Origin of the sequence: Flavobacterium soyae (assembly GCF_021245985.1) — a bacterium.
Lineage (GTDB): Bacteria > Bacteroidota > Bacteroidia > Flavobacteriales > Flavobacteriaceae > Flavobacterium > Flavobacterium soyae.
This window is the reverse complement of sequence record NZ_JAJQXA010000018.1, coordinates 40,754-65,030: the sequence shown is the minus strand read 5'-3', so window position 1 is coordinate 65,030 and position 24,277 is coordinate 40,754. Positions and strand designations below refer to the sequence as shown.

14 protein-coding genes are annotated in these 24,277 nt (G+C 34.9%); 13 read left to right on the top strand and 1 reads right to left on the bottom strand.

Annotated features, from left to right (window positions below; all coding sequences use genetic code 11):
- Positions 1–626: 626 nt before the first annotated feature.
- A complete protein-coding gene (locus LUU93_RS18410; protein ID WP_232682624.1) occupies positions 627–1,667 on the bottom strand; it encodes a GntR family transcriptional regulator in 1,041 nt (346 codons plus the stop codon).
- 383 nt (positions 1,668–2,050) lie between these two features.
- On the opposite strand from LUU93_RS18410, the gene rhaT reads away from it, so the two are divergent.
- The 13 genes from rhaT to LUU93_RS18345 all read left to right on the top strand — a co-directional run bounded on the left by rhaT (position 2,051) and on the right by LUU93_RS18345 (position 24,215).
- Positions 2,051–3,100: an L-rhamnose/proton symporter RhaT gene (gene rhaT / locus LUU93_RS18405; RefSeq protein ID WP_232682623.1), complete on the top strand. Its 1,050-nt coding sequence runs from the start codon at positions 2,051–2,053 to the stop codon at positions 3,098–3,100.
- Between the two features lie 25 nt (positions 3,101–3,125).
- On the top strand, positions 3,126–5,267 hold the full coding sequence (locus tag LUU93_RS18400; protein ID WP_232682622.1) for a bifunctional aldolase/short-chain dehydrogenase: 2,142 nt from the start codon (positions 3,126–3,128) through the stop codon (positions 5,265–5,267).
- A gap of 358 nt (positions 5,268–5,625) precedes the next feature.
- Positions 5,626–6,900, top strand: a complete 1,275-nt coding sequence (locus tag LUU93_RS18395) for a sugar isomerase (RefSeq protein WP_232682621.1) — start codon at positions 5,626–5,628, stop codon at positions 6,898–6,900.
- Between the two features lie 94 nt (positions 6,901–6,994).
- Positions 6,995–8,356: an FGGY-family carbohydrate kinase gene (locus LUU93_RS18390; protein ID WP_232682620.1), complete on the top strand. Its 1,362-nt coding sequence runs from the start codon at positions 6,995–6,997 to the stop codon at positions 8,354–8,356.
- Positions 8,357–8,529: 173 nt separating this feature from the next.
- Positions 8,530–9,270 carry a (Fe-S)-binding protein gene (locus LUU93_RS18385; protein ID WP_232682619.1) on the top strand — a complete coding sequence of 247 codons (741 nt, stop codon included), beginning with the start codon at positions 8,530–8,532 and terminating at the stop codon, positions 9,268–9,270.
- Positions 9,271–9,438: 168 nt separating this feature from the next.
- Positions 9,439–10,842, top strand: coding sequence for a lactate utilization protein B (locus LUU93_RS18380; protein ID WP_232682618.1), 1,404 nt, complete (start codon positions 9,439–9,441; stop codon positions 10,840–10,842).
- A complete protein-coding gene (locus tag LUU93_RS18375; RefSeq protein WP_232682617.1) occupies positions 10,832–11,419 on the top strand; it encodes a LutC/YkgG family protein in 588 nt (195 codons plus the stop codon). The genes LUU93_RS18380 and LUU93_RS18375 overlap by 11 nt, the downstream gene beginning before the upstream one ends.
- A 567-nt stretch (positions 11,420–11,986) precedes the next feature.
- On the top strand, positions 11,987–14,725 hold the full coding sequence (locus tag LUU93_RS18370) for a substrate-binding domain-containing protein (RefSeq protein WP_232682616.1): 2,739 nt from the start codon (positions 11,987–11,989) through the stop codon (positions 14,723–14,725).
- A gap of 636 nt (positions 14,726–15,361) precedes the next feature.
- On the top strand, positions 15,362–16,720 hold the full coding sequence (locus LUU93_RS18365; RefSeq protein WP_232682615.1) for a sugar porter family MFS transporter: 1,359 nt from the start codon (positions 15,362–15,364) through the stop codon (positions 16,718–16,720).
- The gene (locus LUU93_RS18360; RefSeq protein WP_232682614.1) at positions 16,683–18,290 is read left to right on the top strand and encodes a glycoside hydrolase family 32 protein; all 1,608 of its coding nucleotides are present in this window, start codon (positions 16,683–16,685) and stop codon (positions 18,288–18,290) included. The genes LUU93_RS18365 and LUU93_RS18360 overlap by 38 nt, the downstream gene beginning before the upstream one ends.
- A 22-nt stretch (positions 18,291–18,312) precedes the next feature.
- The gene (locus LUU93_RS18355) at positions 18,313–21,417 is read left to right on the top strand and encodes a SusC/RagA family TonB-linked outer membrane protein (RefSeq protein WP_232682613.1); all 3,105 of its coding nucleotides are present in this window, start codon (positions 18,313–18,315) and stop codon (positions 21,415–21,417) included.
- Positions 21,418–21,438: 21 nt separating this feature from the next.
- Positions 21,439–23,130 (top strand): RagB/SusD family nutrient uptake outer membrane protein, encoded by a 1,692-nt coding sequence (locus tag LUU93_RS18350; protein ID WP_232682612.1) that lies wholly within the window; start codon positions 21,439–21,441, stop codon positions 23,128–23,130.
- A gap of 179 nt (positions 23,131–23,309) precedes the next feature.
- Entirely contained in the window at positions 23,310–24,215 is a 906-nt protein-coding gene (locus tag LUU93_RS18345) for a carbohydrate kinase family protein (protein ID WP_232682611.1), read from the top strand.
- The last annotated feature ends 62 nt before the right edge of the window (positions 24,216–24,277 follow it).

Sequence of the window (24,277 nt, the reverse complement as noted above, 5' to 3'; positions counted from 1 at the left end):
ATAATGTAGGAATAGTATTTTTTTTACATTTTTTTTAACAAATAAAAGCGATGATGGCAGTTTACTTAATTCTTAGATTGAATTAATATATAGTAATTTATTGAAAATTAACTTATTATAATTTATTTAAGCTATGAAAGGTTTTTGGTTTTAAGAATAAATTAATAAAAAATGAAATAAAATTTATTGTATTTATAGACCATTTTTAAGAATTAATTTGGAATTATTGAATCTAATTGTGCTCAAAATTGTCTTAGAAATTAAGTGGTCTTAAGGCATTTTTTACAATTAATCGGGAATATATTTTGATTTAGAGTGATATAATGAAAAATGATGCATTAAAAGTAATGGTATGTGTGAATTGTTTTCTCACAGCAAAAGTTCCAAAAAAATGCAGAAAATGACCAGCTATTTAGTCCAAAGAATGGAATAATGAAAATTACAATGTAGAGTTTTTTATATAGAGAATGGATCCCAGTTCTAAAAGCTGAAACAAATGGGTTTAAAAGGAATTTGATAAGTTTAAAGATCTGTTTAATATATTAGGTGAAATATTGAAATATTTGGAGCCACAAACAAAACATCAATTAAAAAGATAAAAATGAATTGGTCAAACTTCAAAACTCCTAAATAGAATTCCTGTCAATAAAATTAAAAGGCACTTTAAACTGCCCTTTTTCTTTATTCAAAATCATTCGGGCAGCAGTTTCTCCCATAATATTAAAATCAGTTGACATAACGGTTATGCCTAATAATTCTTTTAGAGGTGTGTCATTGTATGAGATAACGCCAATATCTTTTCCTAAAACATATTCCTCATCACGAATCTGTTTCATTAAATTCACCAGATCAGATTCTTCAATAGTGATAAATAAGTCACCTTTTTTAAGGATCATATCGTCATAAACTTCACTTAAAATCTCAAAATTGATTTCATGTTCAACACAAAATTTTCTAAAACCGTGCAGTATTCTTCTCGGATAAGGATAAACCGCTTTATCAGGATAAACTAAAATTAGTTTCTTGTATTTGGTAATTTTGGTTAAACCTTCTTTTAGTGCATTGTAAATATCATTTTCAAAATCCTGATAAATTTTAATGATTTCACCCTCATGCGAAAGTTTAATATTATCCATTAAAACCAGTTTTTCTTCCGGAATTCTCTGAATAGCTTTGGCAACTTCATCCGTAAAACTTAAATGTTTTAACTCATCTGTTTTAAAATGTGTAGTAATAACATAATAATCATAAGCCCCCTCAAATTTATCCAGTAAATTTAAAAACAGCGTTTCGTCGCAATGATAAATATGAAGATCAGTATGTGCATTGGCACCAAGAGTATCAATAAATGAGCTGTAAGTTTTCATTTTGTAAGCGCTCAGTTTATTAAATAAAAACAAAATATTTACTTTCGACTCCAATTTTGTTCGGGTAATATAATATCCCTTTCCTCTAATCGAAGTAATGATTTTTCTTTCTTTTAAAATATTATATGCTTTTTCAACAGTATCACGCGACATATAAAACTCTTCACTGAAACCGTTTATAGAAGGAATTTTTTGGTTTATTTTTAAATTTCCGTTAGCAATATTCTGCAAAATCGAGTCAACAATTTGTTTGTATTTTGGAACCCTCGAATCTTCGTCTATTTTAATTAATTTAATCATGCTGGTATTTTGCAATCAGTTTCAGGTTAGGGGCTTGAAACAAATTTTTTTAATTATAATTTTATAAAAAGCGATTCTAAAAACGGCTTTACATGTTGATTTTATTACTTTCCTTACAAAAAACAGCAATTAAATAAAAGTGTTCTTTGTTTTCAGGCAGTTATATTACAATGAAGGTATAATAATTACGAAATCGATTGCTAAAGTAGCGTTTTTAAATTTATTTTTCCAATACAATTCGATTGTTCTTTGCAATTAATGAACACTTTTAACAAAAAATACACGAATCATAAAGGATAGTACAGGACAGTTTTCTTTTTGACATTATATTATTTTACAAAACGAAATTAACTATCGCAATTAACCACATACAAAATTATTAAATGGAATCATTATTAGGAATCATTTTTCATTCTATCGGAGGATTTTCTTCGGGTAGTTTTTATATGCCTTTTAAAAAAGTAAAAGATTGGGCCTGGGAAAGTTACTGGCTTGTTGGCGGTTTTTTTTCCTGGTTAATAGTACCCCCAATTGCAGCTTATTTAACGATTCCAAATTTTACTGAAATTATTGCAGCAGCTTCACCAGCCATCAAAACCTTTACTTTTTCGATGGGATTAATTTGGGGAATTGGAGGTTTAACATACGGTCTTGGCGTTCGTTATTTAGGAATGTCGCTGGGAAATTCTATCATTTTAGGATTTTGTTCTGCCTTTGGCGCTTTAGTTCCTTCAATATATTACGATTTATATCCAACAGAAGGTAAAGTTTCATTTACAGAAATGCTGGCAAGTTCTGGCGGGCAATTGGTTTTATTAGGTGTTGTAGTCTGCCTTTTAGGAATTGCAATCTCTGGAAAAGCCGGAATTCTTAAAGAAAAAGATTTCGCCGTTGGACATGAAGATAAAGACAAAGATTTCAGCCTTGTAAAAGGTTTGATTATCGCAGTAATTTCAGGAATTTTAAGTTCTTTTTTTAATTACGGAATCGAAGCCGGAAAACCAATGGCAGAGCAGGCAGTAGAATTTGGCTGTAATCCATTGTTTCAAAATAACGTAACCTATATTGTTTTGCTTTGGGGAGGTTTAACAACTAATTTTATTTGGTGTATCTACCTTAATTTCAAAAACAAAACAATTGGAGATTATACCAATAAATCTACACCAATTACTAAAAACGTTTTGTTTTCTGCACTTGCCGGAACAATGTGGTTTTTGCAGTTTTTCTTTTACGGAATGGGCGAAAGCAAGCTGGGAAATGGCGCCAGTTCATGGATCCTGCATATGGCAGCCATTATTTTAACGGCTAATTTTTGGGGATTTTATTTGAAAGAGTGGAAAGGTGTTTCTAAAAAAACATTCGGCACTTTTATTTTGGGAATCGGATTGATAATGCTTTCGATCATTTTAGTCGGAATTGGGAATTCTTTGTAAATACTTGAAAAAATATATGATAACAATGTCAAATACAAATACAAAAAATATGAATTTTAAGCATGTGAGCTATCTTTGGGATGAAGCTAAAGCAGCAGCATTAGCAGGAGATGAAGTAGCGCTTTTCATTTATCGATCGAACTTATTAGGAGCCGATTTAAGATTAACAAACTATGGCGGAGGAAATACTTCTGTAAAAATTACAGATAAAGATCCTTTAACGGGGGCAAACTCAGAAGTAATGTGGATTAAAGGTTCCGGAGGCGATATTGGAACATTGACAAAATCAGGCTGCGCTGCATTATACTTAGACAGACTTCGCAATCTTGAAAATGTTTACAAAGGAATCGAATTTGAAGATGAAATGGTAGAATTGTTTAATCACTGTATTTTCGATCTGGCTTCAAAAGCACCGTCTATCGATACGCCTTTGCATGGTTTCTTGCCATTTAAACATATCGACCACCTTCACCCTGATGCGGCAATTGCAATCGCTGCCGCCAAAGACGGGGCAAAAATTACTGAAGAATTATTTGATGGAGAAATTGGCTGGGTTGGCTGGCAGCGTCCGGGCTTTGATTTAGGACTTCAATTAAGAAGCTGTTTAGAGGAAGCTGGAAAAAAAGGTAAAAAATTACGCGGCATCATGTTAGGCTCTCATGGTTTATTTACCTGGGGAGACACTGCGTACGAAAGTTATATTAATACATTGGAAGTAATCGAGAAATGCGCTGAATATTTAGAAAGCAATTACGGGAAAAAACGTCCGGTTTTTGGCGGCCAGAAAATTGAAAGTCTTTCGGAAGCAGATCGTAAATTAAAAGCAGCAAAAGTGGCACCAATTCTAAGAGGTTTCTGTTCATCAGAACGTCAAATGATTGGTCATTATACAGATGATGCAAGAGTATTGGAATTCATCAATTCAAATGATCTTTCAAAATTAGCTCCATTAGGAACTTCTTGTCCAGATCACTTTTTAAGAACTAAAATAAGTCCGCTGGTTTTAGAATTAGATCCAAACGAAGATTTATCAGATATAAATGCGGTTAAGGCAAAATTAGCTCCGGCTTTTGAAGCTTATCGTACCATGTACAAAGATTATTATAATGCCTGCAGGAAATCGAATTCTCCTGCAATGCGTGACCCAAATCCGGTTGTGATTCTATATCCGGGAGTGGGAATGTTCACTTTTGCAAAAGATAAAACGATGGCGCGTCTGGCATCAGAATATTATATCAATGCCGTAAATGTAATGAAAGGTGCTGAAGCGGTTTCAGAATATACTTCATTACCGCACCAGGAAGCTTTTAATATTGAATATTGGTTATTAGAAGAAGCTAAATTACAGCGTATGCCAAAACCAAAAGCATTGTCTGGAAGAGTGGCTCTAATTACGGGTTCTGGTGGTGGAATTGGAAAAGCTATTGCTAAAAAATTTGCTCAGGAAGGCGCCTGCGTTGTTCTTAACGATATTAACGAAGAGCGTTTAGAATCAGCAGCAGCTGAATTTATTAAAGCTTTTGGGAAAGATGCTGCTGCCAGTACTTTATTAAATGTTACCGATGAAAAAAGCACAGAATTGGCATTAGATCAGGCTTGTTTAGCGTTTGGTGGCGCAGATATTATTGTTAACAATGCCGGAATCAGTATTTCTAAATCTATTGCAGAACATACGCTTGATGAGTGGGATAGATTATATGATATTTTGGTAAAAGGACAATTTATTGTTTCTAAAGCCGGAATTGAAGTAATGCGCAAACAAGGTTTTGGAGGAGACATTGTAAACATTGTTTCTAAAAATGCAGTAGTTGCTGGCCCAAATAATCCAGGTTACGGCTCTGCAAAAGCCGCTCAGGCACATTTAACACGTTTAATGGCAGCAGAATTAGGAGCCGATAAAATTCGTGTAAACACAGTAAATCCAGATGCGGTAATCTCAGATTCAAATATTTGGTCTGGCGGATGGGCAGAAGGCCGTGCAAAAGCATACGGAATTACGGTAGAAGAATTACCGGCATACTATGCAAAACGAACGTTATTGAATGAAATTATATTGCCGGATGATATTGCAAATGCTTGTTTTGCCTTTGTTGGCGGTTTATTGGATAAATCGACAGGAAATGCCCTAAACGTAGACGGCGGCGTTGGAATGGGCTTTTATAGATAAAAGTTATTTAAGTTTTTTTATAAGTTTGTTTAAGCAAAAGTGGTTTTTTGTGGTCTAACGTTCGATTTTTCGAGCGTTAGATTTTTTTTAGACATCTCATTTTTCTAAGCAGACCAATTACCATAAAATAGTAAAATTAAACCAGAGTTTAGTATAAAAATTTTAAGCTGAAAATATTGAATATACAGACATAGAACGCGGATAAAACGGATTCGCTATCGCGAAAACGCTGATTTACACAGATTTTTTTAATTTATTATCGCAAAAATCCGTTTTTTTCCGCGTCTTCGCGATAGCGAATCCGTAAAATCAGCGTCTAAAATTCATATATTGTAACTCTATTAAAATATCAATAACTATGTTAATCGGATCAAACCACATCGAATCTCATAACGAGGGATTATTAAAAAAACATCAAAACAAACTTGTTTTTACAGCATCAGAAATTGACAATGCAGAGTCGATTATCCAAAAACTAATTGATTTTCAAATCGCAATTCCATCTTGGGCATTAGGAACAGGAGGAACAAGATTCGGACGTTTTGCCGGAGGCGGAGAACCTCGTTCAATCGAAGAAAAAATAGAAGATGTCGGGCTGCTTCATAAATTAAACAATGCTTCAGGAGCCATTTCGCTTCATATTCCGTGGGATATTCCACAAGATTATAAAGCAATCAAAACCCTTGCGGCACAGCATAATTTAAAGTTTGATGCCATGAACTCGAATACATTTCAGGATCAGGCAAGTGCCGAACATACTTACAAATACGGTTCTTTACAAAACGTAAACAAAGCAGTTCGTAAACAGGCAATTGCACACAATATTGAAGTGATAAAACACGGAATCGAATTAGGATCAGAGTCATTAACAGTTTGGCTTGCTGATGGTTCTAACTTTCCGGGGCAGTTAAACTTCCGTAAAGCGTATCAAAATACATTAGAAAGTTTAGAAGAAATCTACGATGCATTACCATCCAATTGGAAATTATTTTTAGAATACAAATGTGCTGAGCCTAACTTTTATTCAACGACCGTAGCTGATTGGGGACAGTCTTATTCGTATGTTAAAAAGTTAGGCGATAAAGCACAGACATTAGTCGATTTAGGACACCATTTGCCAAACGCCAATATCGAACAGATCGTTTCTTTATTATTAATGGAAAACAAACTAGGCGGATTCCATTTTAATGATTCAAAATACGGTGACGATGATTTAACAGCCGGAGCCTTAAAACCATATCAATTGTTTTTGATTTTCAACGAATTGGTTGAAGGAATGGACGCAAGAGGTATGAACCATGCCAAAGATTTAGGCTGGATGATCGACGCATCGCACAACATCAAAGATCCGTTAGAAGATTTACTACAGTCAGTTGAAGCCATTATGATTGCTTACGCACAAGCACTTTCAGTAGACAGAAAAGCATTAGAAAAAGCACAGGAAGAAAATGACGTAGTAAAAGCGCAGGAAATTCTTCAAAATGCTTTTCGTACAGATGTTCGCGCTCTAGTTGCCGAAGCCCGTTTACGCTCAGGAGCAGCTTTAAATCCGGTAGAATTATACAGAAGCCTTTCTGTCAGAAAAAATCTAATTGGAGAGAGAGGGCTAAAAACATTGGCAACGGGATTATAATTATGAATTGTGAGTTGTGAATTATGAGTTGCTAAAAAAAACTGAACAAAAATCACAACTCACAATTGACAACTCACAATTTACAATTAAAAAAATGAATGTAGCTGCAATTTTTGATATTGGCAAAACAAACAAAAAGGTATTCTTATTTGATGAAAACTATAAAATTGTCTGGGAGAAATCAATCAATCTTGACGAAACTGTCGATGAAGACGGTTTTCCCTGCGAAGATATTGAAGTTCTCAAAAACTGGGTTTTTGAACGATTATCAGAAATAAAGACTTTAACCAATTATGTTTTAAAAGCTATTAATTTTAGTACTTACGGTGCTAGTTTTGTCTACATTGATAAAGAAGGAAAAGTTTTAACTCCTCTGTATAATTATTTAAAAGATTATCCGGAGGATTTAAAAAACGACTTCTATAAAAAATACAAAGGAGAAGAAGTATTTGCCGTAAAAACAGCTTCTCCGGTTTTGGGAAGTTTAAATTCTGGAATGCAGATTTATCGATTTAAAGAAGAAAAACCAGACTTATTCGAAAAGGTAAAATATTGTTTACATCTGCCTCAGTTTTTGAGTTTTCTTTTAACCAATGAAGCTTATGCTGATATTACAAGCGTAGGCTGCCATACCAATCTTTGGAATTTCAAAAAAATGAAATACCATAAATGGTTAAATAGTGAAGGCATTTCTGCCAAAATTCCGCCATTTCATTACGGAAAAGATATTATAAAAAATCAGGACGGTTTAGCAGTAGGTGCAGGGCTTCACGATAGCTCATCGGCGATAATTCCCTATACTATAAACTTTACCGAGCCTTTTGTTTTATTATCAACAGGAACCTGGAGTATTTCCTTAAATCCGTTCAATAATAAGCCTTTAACTTTTGAGGAATTACAACATGATTGCTTGTGTTATCTGCAATACACAGAAAAACCTGTAAAGGCCGCAAGGCTTTTTTCCGGAAACGAACACGAAATACAAACCAAAAGATTAGCAGAACATTTTAACGTTCCTGTAGATATGTACAAAGACGTTTATTTTGATAAAAACGTCGTTTCAAATTTAAGAGCCTTAAATTTTCAAATTATTTACCCTAAAAAGTATAATTTTGACATCCTGAAAGAATGCCCTTTTCAAAAAAGAGAACTTTCAATATTTAAAAGCTATGAAACAGCCTATCATCAATTAATGTTAGATTTGGTAGAACAACAGGTTTTTTCAACTAATTTAGTCATTCGTAACAGCCCTGTAAAGAAAATTTTTGTTGACGGAGGTTTCAGTAAAAATTCTATTTTTATGAATTTATTAGCCGAAGCTTTTCCTGATGTAGAAGTTTACGCAGCATCGATGGCGCAGGCAAGTGCTTTAGGCGCAGCATTGGCGATTCATCAAAACTGGAATCCTAAACCGATTCAGAATGATTTGATAGATTTGAAATTTTACAAACATTGAAACAATTAAAAATTAAGAATTAAAAATTAAAAAATCTGTTCCTAATGGTTATTGGGATGAAGGATTAAATAATTTTTTGTTTCTCGCAGATTGTGCAGATAAAAAGTGCGTGATACTTAAATAAAAATCTGTTTAATCTGCCAGATCTGCGGCTAAAAATAAAATAATAAGAAATGAAAATCGGACTATTTATACCGTGTTATGTCGATCAGTTTTATCCAAAAGTGGGTATAGCGACATATGAGCTTTTGCAGAAATTAGGCTGTGAAGTTCATTTTCCGATGGGACAAACCTGCTGCGGCCAGCCAATGGCAAACAGCGGGTATGCACACTTAACAAAAGGCTGTGATGCTAATTTTATAGCCAATTTTACAGGATTCGATTATATTGTATGCCCTTCAGGAAGCTGTGTCCTGCATGTAAAAGATCACTTACATGATGATAAAAATGAAGAAGCTGCAGCAGAAATTAGAAACAGAGTTTTTGAATTAACTGAATTTATAACTGATATTTTAAAAATTGACCACATAGACGGAAGTTTTCCTTTTAAAGTAGGAATGCACGTAAGCTGCCACGGACAACGCGGATTAATGCTTTCGCAGATGTCTGAATTAAACGCACCATTTTTTTCAAAACCAGAAAAATTGCTGCACAATATAAAAGGACTTGATTTGGTTGCTTTAACAAGGAAAGATGAATGCTGTGGTTTTGGAGGAACTTTTTGCGTTACCGAAGAAGCTGTTTCTGTAAAAATGGGACAAGATCGAATTAAAGATCATGAAAGCCATAATGTTGATTATATCACCGGCGGTGATATGTCGTGTTTAATGCATTTAGACGGAATTTTGAAAAGACAAAAAAGCCGAATAAAAACCATTCATATTGCTGAAATATTAAATTCACTAGAAAATTAAAAGTAAGCGTTGAGTGTAGTTTTTAACAGCAAAGTATACAAAGTAAAATATGCAAAGTACACTAAGAGTAAAAATTAGCTTTGCGAACCTTGCGTAATACCTTGCGAACTTTGCGGTTAAATAAACACTATCATAAACATTTCAAAATTGACTTTTAAACAATAAAAAATGTCATCAGAAAAAATAATACAGCACAGCGAAGCCGCAGCAAAGTTTAATAAAGATGTAGAGCGTGTCAATTGGCATGATGAAACACTTTGGTTTGTTCGTGCAAAGCGTGATAAATCGGCACATCAAATTAATGATTGGGAATTATTGCGTGAAACGGCTTCAAAAATCAAAGCAAACGTTTTATCTAATATTCACGATTATTTAGTTGAATTTGAAGCTAATGCTCAAAAAAACGGAATCATTGTACATTGGGCTGCCGATGCAAAAGAGCATAACGAAATAGTGCATTCTATCATGGCAAAACATGATGTAAAGCAAATGGTGAAATCAAAATCAATGCTTACAGAAGAATGTCATTTGAACGATTATTTAGCCGAAAAAGGTATTGAAGTTATCGATTCAGATTTAGGTGAATATATTGTACAGCTTCGTAAAGAGCCTCCAAGTCATATTGTTCTGCCGGCCATTCATCTTAAAAAAGAAGATGTAAGCGAAACTTTTCACGAACATTTAGGTACAGAAAAAGGAAATTTTGACCCGCAGTATTTAACAGAATCGGCGCGTCATAGTTTAAGAAACACTTTCTTAACCCGAAAAGCAGCTTTAACCGGAGTGAATTTCGCCATTGCAGAAACCGGAGAATTTGTGGTTTGCACGAACGAAGGAAACGCCGATATGGGCGCACATTTAGCCGATGTTCATATTGCCTGCATGGGATTTGAAAAACTAATTCCGCAGCGCAGACATTTAGGTGTTTTCCTGAGATTATTAGCAAGAAGCGCAACAGGACAGCCAATAACAACTTTTTCAAGCCATTTTAAGAAACCAAGAGATGGAAAAGAACTTCATATTGTAATTGTCGACAACGGCAGAAGCAAACAGTTAGGAAGAGAAGATTTTAGAAATTCCCTAAAATGCATTCGCTGCGGCGCCTGTATGAATACCTGTCCGGTTTACAGACGAAGCGGCGGACACAGTTATCATAACGCAGTCGCGGGACCAATTGGTTCTATCTTGGCACCAAATTTAGATATGAGCAAAAATGCCGATTTACCTTTTGCAAGTACACTTTGCGGTTCCTGTACCAACGTTTGCCCGGTAAAAATTGATATCCACGATCAATTGTACAAATGGCGTCAGGTTTTGGTAAAAGACGGTTATACGCCAAAAGCAAAAACTATTGCTATGAAAACAATGGCAGCGGTATTAGCCAACCCAACGATTTTTAACATTGCAGGAAAATCTGGAAGGTTTGTAATGAAAAATGTTCCGTCAATGGTTAATAATAAAATGAATAAATGGTATGACCAGCGCGAAATGCCAGACGTTCCTGAACAGTCTTTTAGAGAATGGTACAAGAAAAATTCAAGAGAATCTAAAGCAAAAGACAATGAGCAGTAAAGCCGAAATTTTAAATAGAATAAAACTAAACCAGCCTGATTTAGTGACAGATCTGCCAGATTTAAGTCTTTTAGGTTCAGAAGATTTTGATATACTTGAAACCTATAAAACTGTTTTAAAAGGTATTGGCGGAGATCCTGTTGAGGTTTCTGATTACAGTGAAATCATAAATTATATAAAATCAAACTACAATCTTCAAAAGCGTTTAATTACAACGCTTCCCGAACTTTCAGAAATTGCTTCATTAGATTGGAACAATGTCGATCCGCATTCGCTTCAGGATGTTGAATTAACCGTTGTAAAAGCACATTTTGGAGTTGCTGAGAATAGTGCACTTTGGGTAACTGATGATATTTTAGGACAGCGAATTTCGCCTTTTATTGCGCAGTATTTAGCAATAATCGTTCATAAAAATGATATTGTACGCACGATGCAGCAAGCTTATGAAAGAATCGGAAATCAGGAATATGGTTTCGGAACTTTTATTGCCGGACCATCGAAAACGGCTGATATTGAACAATCGCTGGTTTTGGGTGCGCATGGTGCCCGAGGGCTTATTGTATTTTTATTGGATTAAATTTGTATAGTCCCTCCGGGACAAATTGGCACGTCATATTTATCATTGTTACCGATATTTTTCTACCGATATTTAATCTCTCCGAGATATTATATGTGAAATAAATAAGGGTTTACATATTAACTCCATCAGGAATCTTACACTTAGATAAAATATTAAGAAAAACTCCGTTAGGAGTTTCATATCGGTAGAAAAAAACGATAGAATTAGCCCCTAAATATACCCCGTTAGGGGTTTAATATCGGTAGAAAAATAGAATTGACCGAATAAACATTACTCCGTTAGGAGTTTCATATCGGTAGAATTGATGGCAATATTTGTCGCAAAATATGTGGACAAAATATTGATTTATATAAAAAAAGAGGATTTTTAAATCCTCTTTTTTCGTTTACAGATATTTCTTTACCGATTTGCATGCATGAAATAAAAGTTTAATTTTACTTTTTTAATTATACATCCTTCTTACTTGTCATCGCAAAATAATCCTTCCTAATTATTTTGGCAAGTTGTTGGTACGAGAAGGTATTTTTTAAGGACTCATTTTTATTTACATAAACTCACAATTTCATGTATCAATTTATAAAATATATTTTGATGTTACTTTTAGCATCATTAAGTTTAGTCTCCTGTAAACAAAAACAGGGAGATAAAATCAAAGTAGGATTTTCTCAGGCGATGACCACAGATGATTGGCGCAAACAAATGAACAGCTCCATAAAAATTGAAGCATCATTGCGGCCTGAAGTCGATTTAAAAATTAGCGACGCCAATAATAATATCGAGAGGCAAATTGAAGACATAGAAAGATTCATTTCTAATAAAGTAGATGTTATTATTGTATCTCCAATTCAATCTAAGCCTTTAACCGCCGTTGTCGAAAAATCGATAAAAGCCGGAATCCCGGTTCTTGTAGTAGACCGTAAAATTGATGGCGAAAATTACACCGCTTATCTTGGAGCCGATAACATAGAAATTGGCAGAATTGCCGCCCGATATATTATTTCGCACAGCAAAGACTCGGGTAAAATTATCGAAATTACCGGAGCAAATGGCTCATCGCCAGCGTATGAGCGCAGCCTCGGATTCGATCAGATAATCAATGATAACAAGCGTTTCAAAATTGAAAATATCATTCACGGGGATTGGGAAGGAGAATCAGTTAAAGCGCCTTTAAAAGCAATTCTTTTACAAAATCCTGATATTGAATATATTTTTGCCCATAACGATCGTATGGCTTTAAGTGCGTGGGAAACGGCAAAAACAGTGGGATTAGAAAAGAAAATTAAATTTATTGGCGTTGACGGATTGAATACCGTCAATGGCGGAATAGAATTGGTAAAAAATGGTGTTTTGGACGGAACTATTTTATACCCGACAGGAGGAAACGAAGCGCTGAAACTGGCCTTAAAAATGTACAATAAAGAGCCAATTTCTAAAAATAATATCCTCAATACAATTGTTATCGACCGAAATAATGCTGAAATTATCGAAAACCAAATGGATAAAGTCGATCAGCAGCAAACGGTTATTGAGTCGCAGCAAGGAGCGATAAAAGTGCAGGAAAGAGAATATGCTTCGCAGAATAACCTGGTTAGGTTAATGAGCTTTTTTCTAGTGATTATTTTGAGTTTGACGATTTACAGTATTTATTCGACTATTTCTATTTCAAGAAAGAAAAAACAACTCGAAAGAATTAATCAAACCGTAATTGACCAGAATAATGAAATTCAGGAAATGGCAAAAATTGCGGAAAGAAGCAATGAAGCAAAACTGAATTTTTTTACAGGACTTTCACACGAATTCAAAACGCCCATAACTTTGATTATGAGTTATGTAGAATCATTAATTGAAAATGAAAAAATTAAAGGTACTGCACTTATTGATGAAGTAAAACTGATTCATAAAAACTCAAACAGATTGCTGCGATTAATAAATCAGCTATTGGATTTTAGAAAAATCGAGGAGCAAAAATTTACGTTAAGAGCTTCAAATACTAAGATTTATGATTTTACAAACGAAGTAATGACCAACTTTAAAGGCGAAGCTGCACGCAGAAATATAGATTTTCAGCTTACGTGTAAAAATAAAAATCTGGAACTGTTTATTGACAAAGGTTTGATGGATAAAGTATATTTCAATCTGCTTTCGAATGCTTTCAAATTTACGCCTGATAACGGAAAAATAGCTATTTCGATTATAGAAAATCAAGACAATACGGTTAAAATTAGTTTTAAAGATTCAGGAATTGGAATACCTGAAAATGAATTGTCTAACGTTTTTAATCCGTTTTTCAGAGCTTCAAATAATAATAAAAACAGTTCAGGAATAGGACTTCATCTTTCTAAAGAATTTGTGCTTTTGCATCAGGGAACTATTGAATTAAAATCAAAACAAGGAAGCGAGTTTGTAATTACCTTATTAAAAGGAAACAGCCATTTGCAGCCTTCTGAAATTATAAATAAAGCCGAAAATCTAAATGTAACTCCCAATTTAATAACAGATAATTTAGATATAGGATCTGATATAAATGAAGTAAATGTAATTTCTGAATCAGAAAAACATACTCTTTTGGTTATAGAAGACAATATAGATTTGGTTACATTTCTAAAAGCAAAATTATCAAACGAATATGTAGTTCATAGTTCTGACGGAAGCGATGCTGTTGAAAAAGCAATGGAAATTATTCCCGATATTATTATTTGCGACATTAACCTCGTTGATAAAGACGGTTACGAGATTAGTAAAGAATTGAAAAAGGATTTACGTTCGTCACATATTCCAATTATTATTTTAACGGCACAAAGTAACAAGGAATCTGTTTTAAAAGGATTACAAAGCGGGGTAGATCAATATCTTACCAAACCATTTAGCCTTTCTATTTTAAAACAGTCGATTTCGAGCCTGCTTTTCAACAGAGAAAAACTTCGTTATTATTATACTAATAATATTTATCGCGTTGAACCTGAGTCTAAATTTGGAAATCAGGAACAATCATTTATTACCAAAATGAATGATATTATTAAGAAGAATGTTGAAGATCCTAAATTTTCGGTTGAAGATTTAGCAGATAAACTTGGGGTTTCAAGAGTTCAGCTGTATCGAAAGGTGAAAGCCATTATCGGAATTAATATCAGCGATCATATCAATAATGTAAAATTAGAGAAGGCCGCAGAGCTTTTAAAGTCAAATGAGATGAATATTTCTGAAATTGCATACTCGCTTGGATTCTCTTCTCCAAACTACTTTTCTACAGCTTTTAAGAATAAATTTGGAATTTCACCAAAGGAATACAAATTGTCAAATTAGTTAGAATCTTGAGAGATTAGAAGATCTTAAATTGCCTCCAGCTTCAGTTCAATGTCCATAGCCCAAGGTTTCAACCTTGGGAAATAAATAGAATTAATCTCGAAAAGACCGCTATCGCTCGGGTCTCCTTCGTAGAAATGACAATATTATGTTTAAGCTTTGCACCTTTGTGAGAGATTAGGAGATTTAAATTGCCTCCAGCTTCAGCTGGAGGTTATAGGATTGGTCATAAATGCGGCTTTAGCCAAAAAGCTTTATTATTTTGGCTAAAGCCATTCTTGCCTTTATTTTATAACTCCAGCTGAAGCTGGAGGCAATTCAAAAAAAGAGAAATAGTTCTTAAAATTTTAACCTAAAATCTTCTGTACTTATAATTTTAACAACTTAGAACCTCAGTACCTTTGTTACTTAGTTCCTTTTTCAAGAAAATAAGGTATCAATTTCTAACCTAATGTAACAAAATCGAAACTACACGGTTTTCGTAAATAAATTTTAAATCCTGTAAAGCCTTGTAAATAAAGGTTTTGCTGTTTAAGTATCAAACTATTAATAATTATAGAATTAAATTGTAACATCATTAAAAATAAGTTGATTTTTTTGCGGATATCTTAGCAATAAGTTTTTAATACATGTACAATGAATAAGATATTGATTTGGTCTGTTACTGCTGCACTGGCAGGTTTTCTATTCGGTTTTGATACCGTAGTTATTTCGGGAGCTGATAAACAATTACAGCTTCTTTGGCATTCATCTGATGCTTTTCACGGATCTGTTGTCATGGCAATGGCACTTTGGGGAACCGTTGTAGGTGCTATTTTTGGAGGAATCCCAACAAATAAAATAGGCCGTAAAAAAACACTGTTTTGGATTGGGATTCTATATTTCCTTTCAGCCATTGGTGCGGCTTTTGCAAATGACCCTTATGTTTTTGCTGCATTTAGATTTATTGGAGGTTTAGGTGTTGGCGCTTCAACCATTGCCGCTCCGGCTTATGTTTCTGAAATTGCTCCGGCTGACAAACGCGGACGATTAGTAGCTTTATATCAGTTTAATATTGTATTAGGAATCTTAATTGCTTTTATATCCAATTACTTTTTAAAAGATATTGGCGAAAACGCCTGGCGCTGGATGATTGGAGTTCAGGCTATTCCGTCTTTTATTTATATTCTTTTTATACTTACAATTCCGGAAAGCCCGAGATGGTTATTATCTAAAAATCGAGATGAAGAAGCACGTAAAGTGTTGTTTAAAATTGATCCGTCTGCAAGTCTTGCAGCCATTATGGACGATTCAAGAGAAAATGGTGTTACGAAACACGAAAACATCTTCATGAAAAAATACCGTTTTCCGCTAATGCTGGCCTTTTTAATTGCATTTTTCAATCAGTTTTCTGGAATCAATGCCTTTTTATATTATGCACCAAGAATTTTTGAAGAAGCAGGTTTAGGACAAAATACCGCTTTATTAAGCAGTATCGGAATCGGAATTACGAATCTTATATTTACTTTAATCGGCGTAGCATTAATTGACAAATTAGGAAGAAAGTTGTTAATGTACATTGGTTCAATCGGATATATTATTTCTTTAGGATTAGTTTCTGCTTCTTTTTATTACAATTGGGGAGGATTATCAGTACCTGTTTTTCTTTTCTTATTCATTGCTTCGCACGCCATCGGGCAGGGAGCCGTTATCTGGGTTTTCATCTCAGAAATTTTTCCAAATCACATTCGTGCTTCAGGACAGGCTTTTGGAAGTTCAGTACATTGGGTTCTGGCAGCGATTATTCCATCTTTAATTCCAATGTTATTCTCAGAAATTGGCCCGGAAGTCGTCTTTTTAATTTTCACTTTGATGATGGTGCTTCAATTGCTGTTTGTAATTTTTATGATGCCGGAAACCAAAGGGATTTCTTTAGAAGTATTAAGTGAAAATCTAACCAAAAAAAATACCAAAAAACATGAAATCAAAGAAACATCTGCCGCTGGCATTTTATAGTGCAGTAATACTCTCAATAGGAGGTTGTAAACCATACTTGGCTGCTGCACAAACGACTGTTGTTTCGGTGTCAACTCCTGCAGAAGAAAAAATGTACCGTCCGAACTTTCATTTTACACCCAAAAAAGGCTGGATGAATGATCCTAACGGAATGTTTTATGCTAACGGATATTATCATTTATTCTTCCAGCATTATCCTGACGGAAATAAATGGGGACCAATGCATTGGGGACATGCAATCAGCAAAGATTTAATAAAATGGGAAGAACAGCCCATTGCAATTTATCCCGACAATGACAAATACATTTTTTCAGGAAGTGCTGTTGTTGATGTAAATAATACATCAGGTTTAGGAACCGGAAAAACAGCTCCAATTGTAGCGATTTATACGCTGCATAATATGACAAAAGAAAAAGAAAATAAAATTGATGTTGAGCAGCAGGATATTGCGTATTCTAACGACAACGGTTTTACATGGCAGAAATTTGAGGAAGGAAATCCTGTCGTGAAAAACCCCGGAATTCGTGATTTTCGTGATCCAAAAGCAACTTGGGATGAAACGCACAAACAATGGATATTAGTTTTGGCGGCGCAAGATCGATCTCAGTTTTATAAATCGAAAGACCTTAAAAACTGGGAATATTTATCGGATTTCGGAAAAAATATCGGAGCTCACGGAGGTGTTTGGGAATGCCCGGATTTCTTTCAGATAAAAGTGCAGGGAACCAATGAAACCAAATGGGTTTTAATTCAGAGTTTAAATCCAGGCGGCGCCAATGGAGGTTCAGGAACACAGTATTTTATTGGAGATTTTGACGGAAAAACTTTTACGCCTGATGCAAATTTTGCCAAAAGAGTAGAACAGGAAAAAGCCGTTTGGATTGATTACGGAAAAGATAATTATGCAGGTGTAACCTGGAATAATGTTCCAAGCGCAGACGGACGGCGATTATTTATTGGCTGGATGTCTAATTGGGATTATGCGCAGCAAGTACCAACTTTTGGCTGGAGAAGCGCTGCTACCATTGCTCGCGAAATTCAGTTAATCAAAAAAGGAAATGACTATAGTTTAGTTAGCAGTCCGGTGAAAGAGATTAACAAATATGTTTCTAAAACCCTTAAAGTAAAAAGCCTGAAAGGAAAAGGAAAACTTTCAATTCCTGAAGCAGGAAAAATTGATTTAACTCAGGCAATTATCAATTTTAATTTAAAAAACTTAAAACAAGATACATACACTTTCACACTTTCAAACGCAGTTGGTGAATCTTTGACTTTCGGAATAAATAATTCAGATCATTATTTATTTGTGGATCGTTCGAAATCAGGAAAAAACGATTTCTCAGAAAAATTTGCTGCAGCAATTACCAAAGCAACTTTAGATGGAAATCAAAAAGAAGGTGTTTTTAAAATCATTTTAGACAAAACATCTATTGAAATATTTTACAATAATGGCGAAAAGGTAATGACCGAAATCTTTTTCTCAAACCAGCCATTTACTTCTCTGTCCGTTTCTTCAACCCAAGGAATCGAATTGAGCAATCTCGTATTTAACCAATTAAATATAAACTAACTAAAAACCAAAACCACTAACTATGAAAACCAAAATTATTTATTTTCTATTTTTCTTTTTTCCGATGCTGATTATGACAGCGCAGGAAGGAGGAATTAAAGGAACAGTAATTTCGTCAGATGACGGAATGCCGCTTCCGGGAGCGACTGTAATTATCTCTGGTACAAATACCAGTACAGCGACAGATTTTGATGGAAATTTTTCTTTCCAGGAAATCAGTTCAGATGCCGTAATTGTTGTTTCTTTTATCGGATTTACACCGCAGTCAATTTCTGTTAAAGGAGAAAAAACATTAAAAATCATTTTAAAACTCGATAACAATCAACTGAATGAAGTTGTTGTAACAGGATATTCAAAACAAAAGAAAACCGATATTACCGGAGCAGTTGCTGTTGTAAACATGAAGGAAGTCATGAAACAGCCGGAACCAAACCCAATTAAAGCGTTACAAGGAAGAGTAGCGGGGGTGAAAATTTCGTCTGACGGATCTCCGAGCGGTGCCAATACAAAAGTGGTGATTCGTGGTGTAGGAACTTTAAACAACACAGATCCGCTTTATGTAATTGACGGAATGCCAACCAAGTCTGGAATGCAGGAATTAAACCCGAATGACATTGAAACAATTCAGGTTTTAAAAGATGCTTCTTCGGCAAGTATTTATGGTTCCCGTGCTTCAAACGGTGTAATTATCATTACGACCAAAAAAGGAAAAGAAGGCAAAATGAGGATTAATTTTAGCACTTATACTTCCATTTCAAATTATTCGAGAAAGCTGGATGTGATGAATGCGAACCAATTTGGTCAGGCTCTATGGCAGGCCAATATTAATGACGGCTTAAACCCGAACAATAATAACCTGCGTTACCAGTTTGACTGGTCGGTAAATAACAATAAACCACAGCTAAACAATATTATAATTCCGGAATATTTAGATGCAGAAAAAACGCTGAAATCCTCTGATACAGATTGGTATGATGCAATTTCACAAACCGGAATTGCCGAATCTTATGATTTGTCAGTTTCAAATGCATCAGATAAAGGAAGTTATGTTTTTTCTTTGGGCTATTATGAAAATGAAGGCGTTGTAAAAACAACTGATTTCGAAAGAATTTCTGCCAGAATGAATGGTTCTTATAAATATTTTGACGGCAAATTAGTTATTGGAGAAAATTTCAGTTTCAATCGTACCAACGAAGTTACTGATCCCGGAGTTTTAGAACAGGCTCTTCGCGCTGTGCCAATTATTCCGGTACATACCGTTGACGGAAAAGGCTGGGGCGGACCGGTAGGCGGAATGAATGACAGACAAAATCCGGTTCGTCTTTTAGAATATAATAAAGACAATAAATACGATTATTTACGTCTTTTTGGTAATGCGTATGCCGATTTAGAAATCATCAAAAATCTTCACGTCAAAACCAGTTTTGGTATCGATTACGGGTTTTACAAAAAACGTACTTTACAAAGAAGTTATAAATCGGGTTATCTGCAAAACGATCAGACATCGGTTACAATTGATCAATCGGTGAGCGATAAATGGACCTGGACAAATACTGCAATTTATAGTTTGAATTTCGGAAAAAGCAATTTGAATTTAATGGCTGGAACCGAGATGTACAAAGACATTTACGACACAACAACTTTGCGCAAAAATGACTTTTTGATCGAAACACCAGATTATATGTATCCTGATGCAGGAACTGGAGAATCGTTTACAAGCGGAACATCAACTACATATTCATTACTTTCTTACTTTGGAAAAGCAGATTATGAGTTTGATAATCGTTATTTGCTTTCGGCTACAATTCGTCGTGATGGTTCTTCCCGTTTTGGGAAAAACAATCAATTCGGAACCTTTCCGGCAGTTTCGGCAGGATGGAGAATCAGTAATGAAAATTTCATTAAAAATAATGCCCCTGTTTTCTCAGATTTAAAATTAAGAGCAGGATGGGGACAAACCGGAAATCAGGAAATTAGTAATACAGCCGTTTACAGTTTGTATTTGGCTAGTTATGCCGGCGGAAGTCCAACCTGGGCAACTTCTTACGGTACGGCTTATGACATTGCAGGAAACGGAAACGGTTTGCTTCCGTCCGGTTTTATCGCAACGCAATCCGGAAATGATGATTTAAAATGGGAAACGACTACACAAACCAACATCGGTTTAGATTTTGGATTATTCAAACAAAAATTAAGCGGTTCTGTTGATTATTACATCAAAAAAACAGAAGACATTTTGGTTTTACCGCCTTATTTAGGAGTAATTGGCGAAGGTGGAAATCGCTGGGTAAACGGCGCCTCCATGGAAAATAAAGGATGGGAATTTACTTTAGGATATCATGATGAAACTTCTTTTGGATTAAAATATGATATTTCGGCTAACGTTTCGGCAAACAAAAACAAGATTACACAATTGCCGGATGAAGTAAAAAACAATTATGGCGGTGACGGATTAAACGATAATATTTTAGGCCGACCAATCAATTCTATGTACGGCTATGTGGCTGACGGATTGTTTAAAAGTCAGGGCGAAGTAGACAATTCGGCTAATCAGGAAGGAAAAGGCCTTGGAAGAATTCGCTACAAAGATTTAAATGGAGATGGAACTATTACAGATAAAGATCGTACCTGGATTGGGAATCCAAACCCAGGGTTGCTTTACGGATTTAATTTAGGATTAGGATATAAAAATTGGGATTTCACTACTTTCTGGGAAGGAGCAAGTAATGTTGACGTAATTAATAATACAAAATACCAAACTGATTTTTGGAGTGTTGATGACGTAGGTTCTAACAAAGGAACTCGTTTATTAAACGCCTGGTCTTTAGATAATCCAAACTCTACAATTCCGGCTTTAACAACTGTAGACAGAAATGCAGAATCAAGATTCTCTACTTATTATGTAGAAAACGGAAACTATCTTAAACTGCGTGTTTTACAATTTGGCTACAGCCTGCCAAAAGATTTATTGAAAAAAATGAATTTCGACAGCTTTAGATTTTACATCAGCGGTCAGAATTTATTGATCATTGATGCTAAAAGTTTTACAGGTGTAGACCCTGAAAATGCGGGATTTGGATATCCACAGCCAACCACTTTTACGGCGGGGCTTAATTTTACATTATAATAAAAGTTTAAATCTAAAGACATGAAAAAAATACTATATATAGCAGGATTTTTAGTGATGGGAATCATCACTTCCTGTTCAGATTTTCTTGAAAATGATCCGCGCGGCGTTTTATCTGAAGAAGATATTGTGACACCGGAATCAGTAGAAGGGTTTATGAATGCAGCCTATGCACAATTAGGAAATGACCATTATGACTCGCCATACAGTTTGTGGCCATTTGGAAATGTTCGTTCTGATGATGCTTATAAAGGCGGAAGCGGAACTAACGATATTCAGGATTTTCACTTTTTTGAAGTTTCAAATAATATCAGACCTGATTTTGGTGAATTAGATTCTTTTTGGTACATAAGTTATGTAGGAGTTTCAAGAGCCAATAAAGCTTTGAAAGCATTAGAGCAAATTTCGGAAGCTGATTATCCGTTGAAAAAAACACGTATGGCCGAAATGCGTTTTTTAAGAGGACATTTTTATTTTATGCTGAAAATCATGTTCAGAAACATTCCTTATATCACAGAAGATGTTCCTGTGGAAGATTACAAAACGATTTCAAACAAAGCACTTACAAACGAAGAACTTTGGAACAAAATTGCTGAAGATTTTCAGGCTGCTGCCGATAATCTGCCGGAAACACAGCCACAAGTTGGGCGTGCCACTCAAAAAGCTGCTTATGCTTATTTAGCAAAAACGCGTTTGTATCAGGCTTATACACAAGACGAAACATTTGCCGTTACAGGAATCAATCAGCAGCATTTGCTGGAAGTAATTGCAGCGACCGATAAAGTAATTGGGAAAGCAAGTTTAGAACCTGATTATGCCAATAACTTTTTGCCGGGAACTTATGAAAACGGAGCAGAATCAATCTTTTCAATTCAATTTTCAGACAATGACGGAACTTTATACGGAAGATTAAATTTTTCGGATGTTCTTTCGACTCCGCAAGGTTTAGGATGCTGCGATTTTCATAAACCAAGTCAAAACTTAGTAAATGCTTTTAAAACCGGAACAAACGGTTTGCCGGAATTTGATACCTACAACAATCAGGATTTTGATTATAAAAACATAAATGCAAATACAGTTGATCCAAGATTATATCACACCGTTGCAATGCCCGGTTTGCCTTATAAATACGATCCTGAATTTTTATATGTTGAAGCCTGGGTAAGATCTCCTGGAACGTACGGATATTTTGCTTCTTTAAAAGAAAACGTAGCTCCAAGCTGCAGCTGTGTAGTGAATATTGATCCGTTTTATGGAAATTCAAAAAACAGAATCCAGATTCGTTATGCCGATGTGATTTTAATGCGTGCCGAAGCTTTGATTGAATTAGGAAGACAAGCAGAAGCTTTACCGTTAATTAATCAAATTAGAGAAAGAGCGGCGCAGAGTACAGGAAGATTACCATATGTGAACAACTTTAAAATCAACACTTATGTTGATGGAGTGAATTGCAACTGGACACAAGAGTTTGCCCGTAAAGCCATGCGTTGGGAACGTCGTTTAGAACTGGCGATGGAAGGAAATCGTTTCTTTGATTTAGTTCGCTGGGGCGTTACAGATCAGGTATTAAATGACTTTTATGCTGGAGAAAAAACAAAACGAACCTATTATCAGGATGCCTTTTTTGATGCTCATAAAGAAGAGTATTGCCCAATTCCGTTAAAACAAATTAATTTCAGTCAGGGATTATACAAACAAAATCCAGGTTATTAATGATTAGAATGATTTGAAATTGTTGCTTAACTTTACATTAACGGAAAAGCGGCTTTAACGAATCGCATTTACAGAAGAGACAAAAATAAATGAGGATTAACTGCTGAAGGATAAAACGGCATTTTTTCTAACCTTCAGATTATACAAACAGAATAATAGTAATATAAAATAATTTTAGAATGAATAACGGAGAAAATCTTAAAGCAGTAGCTTATGGAGAGGTACTTTGGGATGTTTTTGCCAATGAAAAAAAGATTGGCGGTGCACCTCTAAATGTGGCTTTGCGTATGAAAACATTAGGCTGCGAAGTAGCCATGATTAGCTGTGTAGGAAAAGATGAAGACGGGAAAGCGATTATTGATCAGGTAAAAAGTTTAGGACTTGAAACGAATGCTATTATGCAGACAGAAAATTTTGCAACCGGATTAGTAAACGTGACACTGAATGAACGTGGTTCTGCGAGTTATGAAATCAGTTATCCATCGGCCTGGGATAAAATTGTATTGAACGATTCTGCTAAAAACTTAGCCGCCAATGCCGATGTTTTAATTTACGGAAGTTTGGTCTGCAGAGACGAAGTATCAAGACAATCTCTGGAAGAATTGCTGCAAACCAATGCTTATAAGGTTTTTGATGTCAATTTAAGAAAACCCCATTATTCGTATGAAATTCTGGAACAATTAATGCATTCAGCCAATTTTATTAAGTTTAATGATGAAGAATTGTTAGAAATTGCCGCAGCAATGCAATCGCCTTTTGTAAGTTTAGAAGACAATATGCATTTTATTGCAAAAAAAAACAAAGTAACCGCTATGTGTGTAACTAAAGGTAAACACGGAGCTTTGTTAATGTGGGAAGGACAGCTTTATGAAAACGGAGGTTATCCTGTTGAAGTTGCCGACACAGTAGGAGCGGGCGATTCCTTTTTAGCAGCTTTAATAACATCATTACTTACCGGAAAAGCACCGCAGACCGCTATCGATTTTGCTTGTGCAGTAGGAGCTTTAGTTGCCGAAGCGCCGGGGGCAAACCCGGAAATTTCGAATTCTAAAATTGAAAATTTAATGTTGAAAGTTAAAGTATAGCCAGATATAATTTTAGATAATAAACCCCTTAAAAAATATTGTTTTTAAGGGGTTTATGTTTT